A 13,021-nucleotide genomic window follows, 5' to 3' on the forward strand; every position below is an offset into this window, starting at 1 on the left:
CGCGCAGGACGAGGCCTGCGCCGTACAGGCCGCCGAGCAACTGGGCCTGAAAATCACCCCTTGATACCACCTCTGTCAAAAAAGGACTTCACGATGAAAACCCTCAGCATGACCCTCGCCGCCCTCAGCCTGAGCGGCCTGTGCACCCTGGCCATGGCCGCCGGCAACCCGCTGAGCGTGCATGTGCTCAACCTGGAAAACGGCCTACCGAGCGCCGGAGTCAACGTCACCTTGGAACAGCATGTGGGCGACCAATGGCAATCGCTGTCCCAGGGCGTGACCAACGAACAGGGACGCATCGCCGAACTGTTTCCCGCTGATCGCAGCATGAAGCCGGGCGAGTACCGCGTGGTGTTCAAGACCGGCGACTATTACAAGAAAGCCAACCGCGAAACCTTCTTCCCCGAAGTGCCGGTGATTTTCCAGGTCAAGCAGGCCGATCAGCACTACCACATCCCGCTGCTGCTCAGCCCTTATGGCTTCTCCACCTATCGCGGTTCATAGGCCGGCAGCCAGCCGCAGGCCATTGAGGTCGAGAATCTCGATGGCCCCGTAGCTCAGGCCGAGCACGCCCTGTTGCTCCAGTGCCCTGAGCAGGCTGTTGGTGGTCTGGCGCGACAGGCCGAGCATCGCCGCCAGGTCCTCCTGGGGCAGTTGCAACACCCGGCGCGCCTGCGTTCGCTCACCGTAGCCCTGAGCAATCATCAGCAGCCGATGGGCCAGCCGCGCCGACGCGGGCATCAGGCTCATCTGTTCGATATTGATCAACGACAGGCGCAGTTTGTGGCTCATCAACAGGGCCACATCGCGCCAATACGCCGGATGCCGCTCGAGCATGCCGAGCATCGCCGCCTGCGGCACCTGCGCCAGCGTGCAAAGGCCCGTGGCGAGTGCATCGTGGGTGCGCGGCAGGTTGTCGAACAGGCAGATCTCGCCGAACCAGTGAGGCGTCTCCACCAGGCTCAGCACCGCTTCCTTGCCCTGGGCATTCACCGCGCTGATGCGCACCGCCCCTTCCAGCACCGCATACAGGCCACACGGCGGATCGCCGCGCTTGAACAGAAACTGCCCCGCCGTCAGCGTGCGCACCCGCGCCGCCGCCAGCAGGCTATGCTGCAAGTCTGCAGGCAGATGGCCAAACCAGTGGCCGCCGGCCAGGTGCGCGTGCCATTTGCCTGTGTCCATGGGAACTCCGAAGATTGTCGCCCAGTTGACAGTTAGGCGCCGACTGACAGGGCATGATCAAACATCCTACAGGAGGAACAACAATGAAAAGCCTCGTCGACCACCTCAGTCAATACGCCGCCTACCACCGCGACCCACGCAATATCGCCAGCCATTTCATCGGCATTCCCTTGATCGTGGTAGCGGTCGCCGTGCTGCTGTCACGCCCCGAATGGACGGTGGGCGCGCTGTGGATTTCCCCGGCGGTGCTGCTGGCGCTGTTTTCGGCGTGGTTTTACCTGCGCCTGGAACTGGCCCTGGGAATCTTGATGACGCTGCTGATGGGCTTGTCGGTTTGGGCCGGCCACGTGCTGGCGGCGCAGAGCACGACGGTGTGGTTGAGCAGCGGTATCGGGATGTTTGTGGTGGGCTGGGTGATTCAGTTTGTCGGGCATTACTACGAAGGCCGGAAGCCGGCGTTCGTGGATGATGTATCCGGGCTGATCGTGGGGCCGCTGTTTGTGGTGGCGGAGTTGGCGTTTGCGCTGGGGTTGCGCCAGGCGCTGAAGCAGCAGATTGAGCAACGCTCAGGCCCGGTGGCACGCCGCGATCTCAAACCCAGCGGGATCTAAATGTGGGAGGGGGCTTGCCCCCGATCTGATCGTTCCCACGCTCTGCGTGGGAATGCAGCCCAGGACGCTCCGCGTCCAAAGCGTGACGCAGAGCGTCACCAGAGGCATTCCCACGCAGAGCGTGGGAACGATCGGTTCCGGGGTGTGCTCAGGCTTTTTGCCAGACCTTGGGTTTGAAGAACAGGGTCTCGCCACGGGTCAGGCCGGTCAGGCTGTCGTGGTCCTTCACCACTTCGGCTTCGATCAGCTCGGGCTGGCCTTCGACCTTCAGGGTCACGCGAGTAGTCGCGCCCAGCGGCCGGATGTCCCGTACCTCAGCTGCATGGTGATCTTCAAGCTCATGCCGTGACAGCGACACCTCGTGCGGGCGGAACAGCAGGTGTTTGTCCTCGCCCAGATGCAAGCGGTTGGAGTCGCCCAGGAAGTGGTACACAAAGTCGCTGGCCGGGTTTTCGTAGACGTCGCCCGGTGAGCCGATCTGCTCGATCACGCCCTTGTTCATCACCACGATACGGTCGGCGACTTCCATGGCCTCTTCCTGGTCGTGGGTCACGAACACCGAGGTCAGGTTGATATCTTCATGCAGGCGCGCCAGCCAGCGGCGCAGCTCTTTGCGCACCTTGGCATCGAGGGCGCCGAAGGGTTCGTCCAGCAGCAGCACCTTGGGCTCCACCGCCAGGGCGCGGGCCAGGGCGATACGCTGGCGCTGGCCGCCGGAGAGTTGTTCCGGGTAACGGTCAGACAGCCAGTCGAGCTGCACCATGTTCAGCAACTCGTGAACCTTGCTCGCGATCTGGCTTTCGGTCGGGCGCTGGTTTTTCGGCTTCATGCGCAGGCCGAAAGCAACGTTGTCGAACACGGTCATGTGGCGGAACAGCGCGTAGTGCTGGAACACAAAGCCCACATTGCGATCACGCACATCGTGACCGGAGACGTCCTCGCCGTGGAACACGATGCTGCCGGCGTCCGGGGTTTCCAGGCCTGCAATGATGCGCAGCAAGGTGGTCTTGCCGCAGCCGGAGGGGCCCAGCAACGCCACCAGCTCGCCACTCTGGATATCCAGGTTGATGCTGTCCAGGGCCTTGAAAGCGTTGAAGTTCTTGCTGACATTACGGACTTCGATCGACATGACTTATTCCTCACCGGCGCTGTTGCGCAGGCGGTTGATTCGGTTCTCGCTCCACTGCTTGAGCAGCAGGATGAAGAGCGCCAGGATCAGCAACAGGCTGGCCACCGCGAAGGCGGCGACGTGGTTGTATTCGTTGTAGAGAATCTCGACATGCAGCGGCAGCGTGTTGGTCACGCCGCGGATATGGCCGGACACCACCGACACCGCGCCGAACTCCCCCATGGCCCGCGCGGTGCAGAGCACCACGCCGTAGATCAGGCCCCACTTGATGTTCGGGACGGTGACATGCCAGAACATCTGCCAGCCATTGGCACCGAGCAGGCGCGCGGCTTCTTCTTCCTGGGTGCCCTGCTCCTGCATCAGCGGGATCAGCTCACGGGCCACGAACGGCACGGTGACGAAGATGGTCGCCAGCACGATGCCGGGCAAGGCGAACACAATCTGGATGTCGTGGTCCTGCAACCAGGGGCCGAAGAAGCCCTGGGCGCCGAACATCAGCACGTAGACCAGGCCAGCGATCACCGGGGACACCGAGAACGGCAGGTCGATCAGCGTCACCAGGATGCTTTTGCCACGGAATGAATATTTGCTCACGCACCACGCGGCGCTGACGCCAAACACCAGGTTGAGCGGCACGGAGATCACCACGGCGATCACCGTGAGTTTCAACGCCGACAGCGCATCCGGTTCAAGGATCGCGGTGAAGAACGCGCCAAGGCCGTTCTTCAGGCCCTGGGACACCACGATCAGCAGCGGCAGCAGCAGGAACAGGGCAAACACCAGCCAGCCAAGGCCGATCAGGACGCGTCGCGAGGTCGCGCTGCCACGCCGGGCGGCGTTGGCCGAGGACGCGGCGGATATAGACGATTGGGACATGTTCCGCGCCTCCTTATGGACGTTCGATGCGCCGCTGCAACAAGTTGATCAGCAGCAGCAGGACAAAGGAAACCACCAGCATCAGCACCCCGATAGAGGTGGCGCCACGGTAGTCGTACTGGTCGAGTTTGACCATGATCAGCAACGGCAGGATTTCGGTTTTCATCGGCATGTTACCGGCGATGAAAATCACCGAGCCGTACTCACCGACGCCCCGGGCGAACGCCAGCGCGAAACCGGTCAGCCAGGCCGGCAACAGGGCCGGTACGAGGATATGGCGGAACACTTGCAATGGCTTGGCGCCCAGGCAGGCGGCGGCTTCTTCGACTTCCCGGGGGATATCGGCCAGTACCGGCTGCACCGTGCGCACCACGAACGGCAAGGTCACGAAGGTCAGGGCCAGGGTGATACCCAGCGGCGTATAAGCGATCTTGAAGCCCAGGTCGGCGGCGAACTGGCCCACCAGGCCGTTGGGCGCATACAGCGCGGTCAGCGCGATACCGGCCACGGCGGTGGGCAAGGCGAACGGCAGGTCGATCATCGCATCGATGACCTTGCGGCCGGGGAAGGTGTAGCGCACCAGCACCCAGGCCAGCAGCGTGCCGATCACGCCGTTGATCAGCGCGGCGTACAAGGCGGTGCTGAAGCTCAATTTCAACGCCGCCAACACGCGGGGCGCGGAGATGATGGCCCAGAACTGATCCCAGGTGAGTTGAGCGGCGTGTACAAACATCGCCGCCAGGGGGATGAGTACGATCAGGCTGAGGTACACCACGGTGTAGCCCAGCGTCAGCCCGAAGCCGGGTATGACGGGGGAAATACGACGCGACATAAGAGTCCTTGGTTAAAGGGTAGAAACCACTGTAGGAGCGAGCTTGCTCGCGAAAGAATCAAGGGCACCGCGCTCATTCAGAATGTACGCGTTATCGTTGACGACCTTCGCGAGCAAGCTCGCTCCTACAGGTACTTTGGTTTATTGCGCCGTGTAGATCTGGTCGAACACGCCACCGTCGTTAAAGAACTTCGGTTGGGCAGTTTTCCAGCCGCCGAAGTCTTTGTCGATGGTAACCAGGTCCAGTTCAGGGAACTGTTGAGCGTATTTGGCGGCGACTTTCGCATCGCGTGGGCGGTAGAAGTTTTTCGCCGCAATCTCCTGGCCCGCCGGGCTGTACAGGTGCTTGAGGTATTCGGTGGCGATCTCGGTATTGCCCTTTTTCTCGGCGTTCTTGTCGACCACGGCCACCGGCGGCTCGGCGAGGATCGACAGGGACGGTACGACGATGTCGAACTTGTCGGCACCGCCGTCTTCCTTGAGCGCCAGGAACGCCTCGTTTTCCCAGGCCAGCAGCACGTCGCCCTGACCGTTGTTGACGAAGGTGATGGTCGAACCGCGTGCGCCGGTGTCGAGGATCGGCACGTGCTTGAACAGCTCTTTAACGTATTCCTGGGCCTTGGCTTCGCTGCCGCCGGTCTTCAGGCCATAAGCCCAGGCGGCGAGGAAGTTCCAGCGGGCACCGCCGGAGGTTTTCGGGTTAGGCGTGATCACCGACACGTCTTTCTTGATCAGGTCGCCCCAGTCCTTGATGCCTTTGGGGTTGCCCTTGCGCACCAGGAACACGATGGTCGAGGTGTACGGGGTGCTGGCGTCCGGCAGGCGGGTTTGCCAGTTTTCCGGCAGGGTCTTGCCCAGCTTGGCGATTTCGTCGATGTCGCCGGCCAGGGCCAGGGTCACCACGTCGGCGCGCAGGCCGTCGATCACCGCGCGGCCTTGCTTGCCCGAACCACCGTGGGATTGCTGGATCTTGACGTTGTCGCCCGGGTGGGACTGTTTCCAGAAGCTGGTGAACTCAGCGTTGTAGTCCTGGTACAGCTCACGGGTGGGGTCGTACGAGACGTTGAGCAACTCGTAGTCCTTGGCAACGGCGGAACCGGCAAACACGGCACTGGCCAGCGCGGCCAGGGCATAACGGCGAATCGACGACATAGAAGCTCCTGAAAATTCTTGAGTGTTGGCTTTTTTTATAATTGCGGGTCTATCGCCGTTGCTGCTCAGCTCGGTTTGTTACCCGGGTTCTGCAGGCGGAATTTTTCCTTGCGTTCGATCTGTACCACTTGAGCGTTATGTACGGTGATTTCCACCGCGCCAAACCGCAGATCGCGCAGGGCGCTCTGGATCTCACGCAAAATGGCTGCTTCGTCCTGGCCGTCGACGCTACGTAGAGATGCGCTCATGGTCTCGCTCCTGAAATGATTAGTGCCTGGCAGTGGCGGCACTGCTTGCGGCGTGAGAGCGATAGTAGATAAGCGGGGATATTCTTAAAAATACTATTTAAGAATGTTTATATAACCAGAAAGAATTTTCTGTTGGGGCGTGGGGTTGCGCGTGGGTTTTGAATCACAGCACTGAAATAAAGCCTTGTGGAGTTCCAATGTGGGAGGGGGCTTGCCCCCGATAGCGGTGTGTCAGGTTAGTCAGTCTTGGCTGACACACTGCCATCGGGGGCAAGCCCCCTCCCACATTTGGACTGCATTTCAATCCCGGATGGCGGGTGCTCGTGCCCAATTGATCTCATCAGCCGGCACCGGCTTTCCAAACCAGTACCCCTGCCCCATGTCGCATTCCTGGTCCAGCAGGAAGCGGGCCTGCTCCACCTGCTCGATCCCTTCGGCATGCACCTGCATGCCCATGCTCTTGGCCAGAGCGATGACCACGCGCACGATGGCGGCGTCGTCTTCATCCCACGGCAGGCCTGCGACAAAGCCCTGATCGATCTTGAGTTTCTGCACCGGCAGGCGCTTGAGGCGCAGCAGCGAGGAATAGCCGGTGCCGAAGTCGTCGATGGCCAGGCGCAATCCCAGCTCGCGCAGGCGGTGCAGCTGTTCAAGGGCCACTTCCGGGTCGTCCATCACCGCGCTTTCGGTGACTTCCAGCTCAAGGAAGGCCGGGTCCAGGCCTGTATCGTGAAGCACCTGGCCCACGTGTTCGTAGAGTTCGCGCCGGGCAAACAGCCGGCTGGACACGTTGATCGCGATAAACCCCAACGGCGCGCCGTCCGCCAGCCACTGGCACATCTGGCGGCAGGCCTGGTTCATCACCCAGGCATCGATGTCGGCGATCAACCCGGTGCGCTCGGCGATAGGGATGAACTCGCCCGGCGGCACCAGGCCGCGTTCCGGGTGCTGCCAACGCACCAGCGCTTCGACGCCAATCAGGCGGCCGTCCTGCAGGCCGTGCACCGGCTGGTAGTAGACGCGCAGTTCCTGCTGGTCGAGGGCGCGACGCAGTTCGCTGGCGATTTCCACCCGGTTCTGCGCGTGAGCGGTCAGTTCCTCGGTGTACAGGGCGTAGCCTTCACGGCCCGCATGCTTGGCCTTGAACAGCGCCGAATCAGCGTTGCGCAGCAATTGCTCGGCGCTCAGCGCATCGCTGGGGAACAGGCTGATGCCGATGCTGGCGCTGATAAACAGCTGGTTGCCGTCGAACACAAACGGCTCCTTCATGGCGTCGAGCATGCGCTGCGCCAGGGCCGCCGCCTGCATCACCTGCGGGCAACTCTCCGCCAATACGGCGAACTCGTCGCCGCCCAGGCGCGCCAGGGTCACCCCAGGCCTGAACAGCCCCTTCAGACGCTCGGCCACCAGCTTGAGCAGTTGATCGCCCACATTGTGGCCCAGGCTGTCATTGATGATCTTGAAATGGTCCAGGTCCAGCAGCAGCAATGCACAGCCGCGTTTGTGCACTTGCGCCGAGGCCAGGGCCTGCTCGGCGCGGTCGGTGAACAGCAGGCGGTTGGGCAGATCGGTCAGCGGGTCGTGATGGGCCAGGTGCGCCAGTTCGTGTTCGGAGTCCTTGATGGCGCTGATGTCCGAGAACACCGCGACATAGTGGCTGATGCGCCCTTGCTCATCGCGGATGACGCGGATGGTTTGCCACTGTGGGTAAATTTCTCCGCTTTGGCGTCGGTTCCAGATTTCGCCGCTCCATTCACCGCTGCGCTCGAGGGTCTGGAACATCTGCCGATAAAAATTCGACGAATGGCGCCCGGACTTGAACAGGCTGGGGGGCTTGCCCATGACGTCTTCGCGCCGGTAGCCGGTGATCTCCATGAACGCCCGATTGACGTGCACGATCAGGCCTCGGGCATCGGTGACCAGCACCCCTTCACGGGTGCAATCAAACACCGCAGCGGCCTGTTGCAGGCGCTCATGGTTTTCTTTCAGGGGTTGTTGCAGCTGGTGGACACGGGCGAAACGCACGCCCATCAGGTAGATAGCCAGCGCGCTCAGGCCCACCCAGACATAGCCGCGCAGTTGCAGCCAATGCGCCAACGCCCGGGGTTCATCGATAAAGTTGATCAATAAGTGGTGGCTGAGCCTGAGCCATACAATGGAAATCAGCAGGTATACCAGCCCCGCACGTAGGGCTCCTCGGTATGTAAACAGCATATGGTCAGTAATCCTTACCAAAAAACAGAATCGCCCTACGAAGGCTGAGGATTATAGAATAAGAAACATCCAGTCACTCCTATCTGAAAGAGCGGCTGGTTTTCTCTGTAGGCTTAGTGATAATGCGTGAGCTGTTCTTTACTTTATCTGAGGGCCATACAGCCTATGTGGTACAACGGTTTTCTTGACCTGTCAGCCTGGCAACTGGTGGCAGTCACGCTGTTGATGACCCACGTGACCATTATTGGGGTCACGGTCTATCTGCACCGTTATTCAGCCCATCGCTCGCTCGAGCTCAATGCCGGCCTGAAACACTTCTTCCGCTTCTGGCTGTGGCTGACCACGGCGCAGAACACCCGCGAGTGGACCGCTATCCACCGCAAGCACCACGCCAAATGCGAAACCGTCGATGACCCCCACAGCCCGGTGATCAAGGGCCTGTCCACCGTGCTGCGCAAAGGTGCCGAGCTGTACCGCGCCGAGGCGGAAAACCCCGAGACCCTGCGCATCTACGGCAAGAACTGCCCGGACGACTGGATCGAACGCAACCTGTACACGCGTTTCCCGCTGCTGGGCGTGGCGCTCATGGGCGTGATCGACCTGCTGCTGTTCGGTACCATCGGCATCACCATCTGGGCGATCCAGATGATGTGGATTCCGTTCTGGGCCGCCGGAGTGATCAACGGCCTGGGCCATGCCGTGGGCTATCGCAACTTCGAATGCCGCGATGCGGCCACCAACCTGGTGCCATGGGGCATCATCGTGGGCGGTGAAGAGCTGCACAACAACCATCACACCTACCCCAACTCGGCCAAGTTGTCGGTCAAGAAATGGGAGTTCGACCTGGGCTGGGCCTGGATCAAGGTGTTCAGCTTCCTGCGCCTGGCCAAGGTGCAGCGCGTCGCACCGATCGCCCACCGCGTCGAAGGCAAGGGCCACCTGGACATGGACACCGCCATGGCGATCCTCAACAACCGCTTCCAGATCATGGCCCAATACCGCAAATTGGTCATTGGCCCGCTGGTCAAGCAGGAGCTGGAGAAAGTCGATCACTCGGTCCGCCACCAGTTCCACCGCGCCAAGCGCCTGTTGTCGCGGGAAACCAGCCTGCTGAGCGATCGCCACCATGTGCGCATCCAAAGCATGCTGGAGCACAGCCAGGCACTGAGCGTGATCTACGAGAAGCGTCTGGCGCTGCAGCAGATCTGGCTCAAGACCAGCACCAACGGCCACGACATGCTCGCGGCGATCAAGGAATGGGTACATGAAGCCGAAGCCAGCGGTATCCAATCCCTGCGCGATTTTGCCCACCAATTGAAGACCTATTCACTGCGCCCTGCAGGGGTCTGACGCGACGGCGGGAGGGCTCGCCCTCCCGCACATTGGCTTTCTGACGCCATTTTCCGGGCGCCGCCAATCGAGCCCGATCACGGAACTTCACCGCAATTCCCCTCTCTCAAAGAACACTTCGCCATCATGGTGACCGCTTGTAGTGACCGCTGTTCCATCCTGCGGCGCGCCCAGAGAGAGTTGTTCCGATGGTTCACGAAAAGCCCTGCACGCCTGATGTGTCCTCTGCCCAGCCACCGCGCCCGGCGGCCGCGTCGACGCTGTTGGCGCTGATGCATGCCCAGGGTGAGGTCGAGCGCCTGAGTGCGCGTGAGCAGCTGCTCAGCTCGCTGCTGGTGAGCGTGAACGCCGTGCTGTGGGCCATCGATTGGGAAACCCGTCGCGTGCTGTACGTCAGCCCCGCCTACGAACGGATATTCGGCCGCAGCGCCGGTTTGCTGCTGGCCGACCATCGGGAATGGCGCAACAGCATCCACCCCGAAGACCTCGACTATGCCGAACACAGCCTGGCCCGTGTATTGGAGCAGGGCGCCGTGGAAGACCGCGAATACCGCATCGTCACGCTCGACGGGCAGATCCGCTGGCTCAGTGACAAGTGCTACATCAACCAGCAGGCCGAGCCGGGCAAGCCGATGATCGTCGTGGGCATCGCCGAGGACATCACCGAAAAAAAGCACTTGGAGCTGGAACTGCATCGCCTGGCCACCACCGATGTGCTGACCCAGAGCAGCAACCGCCGGCACTTCTTCGAACTCGCCAATCAGGCCTTTGACAGCGCCTGTGCGCAGGGCACGCCGCTGGCATTCCTGCTGCTGGACATCGACGATTTCAAAGACATCAACGACACCTACGGCCATCTGGAAGGCGACCAAGTGCTGCGGCGCATCGCTGAAAGCGGGCGTGGCGTGTTGCGCCGTGGCGACCTGTTCGGGCGCATCGGTGGCGAAGAATTCGCCGCCGTACTGCCCGGCTGCGCCCCGGAGATGGCTTTGCAGGTGGCCGAGCGACTGGGCAAGGAAATCCAGGCGCTGAGTTTCAGTGTCGAAGGTCACGCGTTTACCGTGACGGTCAGCCAGGGATTGACCAGCCTGCGCGAAGATGACTCAACCCTGGACAAACTGTTCGGCCGCGCCGATGCGGCGATGTATGAGGCCAAGCGTCAGGGCAAGAACCGCGTGATTGCGGGTTAGGTCGGGGCCAATACGGGGCTTGCCCGCAGCTTTTTTCAAGGTCTCTATTCCACACTGCGCAGCTTGCGCCAAAACGCATTTTGCGCTTGGGCTACAACAATCACTCATAGCATTTTCTCTGTAGGACGACCGTCGAAAGATGGCAGCCCCGCGCTCCAGCCGACTCCCAACCCTCACCACAAAGATCTACCCCCCCGCCACCTCCTCGCGGTACTAAATTCATTCGCCATTGCCGCCGGTCATTCCTCCCGACCGGGCAGACTCTGGAGCATGAACCATGACCATCGGATCCACCTACGACTACCCCGCCCTGGTCGCCAAGCACTTAACAGCCCACGCCCCATCGTCATGGCGAGGCCGGTTCCCAAGTCCTCCGGACTTGTGCTTCAACTATCGCAAATTGGTCGAACAAGATTTTGGCATCGCCCAGGCAACCCAACCCGATTACAAAATCTGCATCGTTGGCGCTGGCATCACCGGATTGACCGCTGCGCGCGAATTACTCCGGTGCGGATTCAACAACGTCACATTGTTGGAACAGTCTCACCGGGTTGGCGGGCGTCACCTATCGATGCTCAATCGCGGCCAATCTCCACTGCTGGGCCAGACCCCCTTCGAGATGGGCGCCATGCGCATGCCCATGTTCAATCAGGCAGGTGAATCGCCTTTAGATGGGCAATCGCTGCTGGCCTACTATTGCAAACTCTTTGAACTGCAGCTGTCCGACTTTCCCAACCCAGGCACATCGCATGTACGCAACACCGGCATTTACCTGCGCGAAGGGTTACTTGAGGGAACGCCACAGCCACAGATGCTTATCTGGAAAAACCCGCAAGGCCACACGCCACCTCCAACAGAAAAATTGCAGGAGGTGTATGCCAAGTGGCGCCGTTTTGCCGATCAGATGACGCACGAAGTCGCCCAGATGTATGGCACGCCACTATGGGAATCCTTATGGGCCGCTATCGTCGCGCGTTACCAGAGCCTGTCCTTTCGTGACTTGGTGGCGTTGGCGAGCGTTACGTGGAGCGCCCGTACTCCTGAGGACTTTGGCGGTCTCGGCATGACCCAGGAAGAGTCCACCCTTTTCTATTCCATCGGTATCGGCGATGGCAGTTGGGGGGCGTTTTATGACGTGTGCTGCCTCTACCCTTTACGTACTGCGATCTTCGGTTTCAGCAGTCAACTCCAACTGGTGCATGGGCGCGTCGGCATTAACGGCAATCCCGCTCCGTCACCGTATCTAGGGGAAACCACCCTCAAAGACTGCAATGACTTACCGTTCGATGCGCCGCGTTACCTGGGGCTAACGGCACTGGACGAGTGCCTGCTTTTTATGGAGGCCAAGTTAGACGGCAAGTCCTTCTATGATCACAGTCGGCAACGCGGGAAGGGCTTTCTTACCGACACCTCAGTGACTCGCTTGACCAAGCTTGAAAACGGCCAAATCCGCTTGACCTATGACTGGCAGGTCAGCAGTCCCACAGCCACATCAGAACGCCATGAAGATTTCGATGCCGTGATCATGACACTGCCATCCTGGATTATCGAAACACACATTCAGCTGGAAAACTTCAGCCAGGCGATGCTGCCGTATTCCGTCACCAATGCTTACAAAACCGCCCACTGGGAAACCAGTTGCAAGGTCTATGCGCCGCTCAAGAAAAGCTTTCTGTCGAAAAACAAAAAAATCCCCCAGATCATGGTCACCGACAGTTTTATCCACGATGTGTACACCTACCGCTACCACAACGCCTATCCCTATGACTGCATCTTGCTCAGTTACACCTGGGAGGATGACGCGACCAAACTGGCTTCTTTCGACGACCAAACCTTGGTCGATAAGTGCGTCACGGAACTGGACCGCATCCTCTTACGCAGCGCCAATATCAAAACGGCGATATCGCCCTACATCGACAAACAAAACGCCATCGTCCAACGCTGGGTGACCGACAAGAACGCACTAGGGTGCGCCAAGCTCTATCGCGCGGGGACCTACTACGACGCAGTCAGCTTGATGCAGTACAACCGGGACTATGCCCATGTCAGCGGCCTTTATCTGGCCGGGGAATCGTTTTCCGTGGATGCGGGCTGGACCGAGCCGTGCCTACGTGGCGCCGTCGACGCAGTGATCAACCTCTGCAGTACCACCCTCGCCAAGTTCAATGGGGGCTTTACCCTGGATGAATATCCCCGGTACCAAGGGCCGCCAAATCGATAGAGCAGCTGCCTAC

The 13,021-nt window shown here is 60.6% G+C and carries 12 protein-coding genes; 5 read left to right on the forward strand and 7 right to left on the reverse strand.

The window, feature by feature from the left end; all coding sequences use genetic code 11:
* The first annotated feature begins 93 nt into the window (after positions 1 to 93).
* Positions 94 to 504, forward strand: coding sequence for a hydroxyisourate hydrolase (uraH, locus tag BFP96_RS09975; protein WP_065895893.1), 411 nt, complete (start codon positions 94 to 96; stop codon positions 502 to 504).
* Here the strand turns inward: uraH and BFP96_RS09980 are convergent.
* A complete protein-coding gene (locus BFP96_RS09980) occupies positions 499 to 1,185 on the reverse strand; it encodes a Crp/Fnr family transcriptional regulator (protein WP_065893834.1) in 687 nt (228 codons plus the stop codon). The genes uraH and BFP96_RS09980 overlap by 6 nt on opposite strands.
* An 83-nt stretch (positions 1,186 to 1,268) precedes the next feature.
* On the opposite strand from BFP96_RS09980, the gene BFP96_RS09985 reads away from it, so the two are divergent.
* A complete protein-coding gene (locus BFP96_RS09985; protein WP_065936122.1) occupies positions 1,269 to 1,796 on the forward strand; it encodes an Mpo1 family 2-hydroxy fatty acid dioxygenase in 528 nt (175 codons plus the stop codon).
* Between the two features lie 148 nt (positions 1,797 to 1,944).
* On the opposite strand, the gene BFP96_RS09990 is transcribed toward BFP96_RS09985, so the two are convergent.
* From BFP96_RS09990 to dibA, 6 genes are all read right to left on the reverse strand, one after another.
* A complete protein-coding gene (locus tag BFP96_RS09990) occupies positions 1,945 to 2,925 on the reverse strand; it encodes a sulfate/molybdate ABC transporter ATP-binding protein (protein WP_057725349.1) in 981 nt (326 codons plus the stop codon).
* A gap of 3 nt (positions 2,926 to 2,928) precedes the next feature.
* Entirely contained in the window at positions 2,929 to 3,801 is an 873-nt protein-coding gene (cysW, locus tag BFP96_RS09995) for a sulfate ABC transporter permease subunit CysW (protein ID WP_065883110.1), read from the reverse strand.
* A gap of 13 nt (positions 3,802 to 3,814) precedes the next feature.
* The gene (cysT, locus tag BFP96_RS10000) at positions 3,815 to 4,633 is read right to left on the reverse strand and encodes a sulfate ABC transporter permease subunit CysT (RefSeq protein WP_065883112.1); all 819 of its coding nucleotides are present in this window, start codon (positions 4,631 to 4,633) and stop codon (positions 3,815 to 3,817) included.
* Positions 4,634 to 4,774: 141 nt separating this feature from the next.
* Positions 4,775 to 5,785: a sulfate ABC transporter substrate-binding protein gene (locus tag BFP96_RS10005; protein WP_065893836.1), complete on the reverse strand. Its 1,011-nt coding sequence runs from the start codon at positions 5,783 to 5,785 to the stop codon at positions 4,775 to 4,777.
* Between the two features lie 65 nt (positions 5,786 to 5,850).
* Entirely contained in the window at positions 5,851 to 6,033 is a 183-nt protein-coding gene (gene oscA, locus BFP96_RS10010; protein ID WP_003170956.1) for a sulfur starvation response protein OscA, read from the reverse strand.
* 300 nt (positions 6,034 to 6,333) lie between these two features.
* Positions 6,334 to 8,247, reverse strand: a complete 1,914-nt coding sequence (gene dibA, locus BFP96_RS10015; protein ID WP_065895896.1) for a phosphodiesterase DibA — start codon at positions 8,245 to 8,247, stop codon at positions 6,334 to 6,336.
* A gap of 165 nt (positions 8,248 to 8,412) precedes the next feature.
* Between dibA and desA the strand changes: the two genes are divergently transcribed.
* From desA to BFP96_RS10030, 3 genes are all read left to right on the forward strand, one after another.
* Positions 8,413 to 9,597 carry a delta-9 fatty acid desaturase DesA gene (gene desA / locus BFP96_RS10020; RefSeq protein WP_057725344.1) on the forward strand — a complete coding sequence of 395 codons (1,185 nt, stop codon included), beginning with the start codon at positions 8,413 to 8,415 and terminating at the stop codon, positions 9,595 to 9,597.
* 188 nt (positions 9,598 to 9,785) lie between these two features.
* Positions 9,786 to 10,787: a sensor domain-containing diguanylate cyclase gene (locus tag BFP96_RS10025; protein ID WP_065936123.1), complete on the forward strand. Its 1,002-nt coding sequence runs from the start codon at positions 9,786 to 9,788 to the stop codon at positions 10,785 to 10,787.
* Positions 10,788 to 11,064: 277 nt separating this feature from the next.
* Complete coding sequence (locus BFP96_RS10030) at positions 11,065 to 13,008, forward strand: flavin monoamine oxidase family protein (RefSeq protein ID WP_065936124.1); 1,944 nt, start codon at positions 11,065 to 11,067, stop codon at positions 13,006 to 13,008.
* Positions 13,009 to 13,021 lie beyond the last annotated feature (13 nt).

It is taken from the genome of Pseudomonas sp. 34 E 7 (assembly GCF_900005715.1).
In the GTDB taxonomy this organism is placed as follows: Bacteria; Pseudomonadota; Gammaproteobacteria; order Pseudomonadales; family Pseudomonadaceae; genus Aquipseudomonas; species Aquipseudomonas orientalis_A.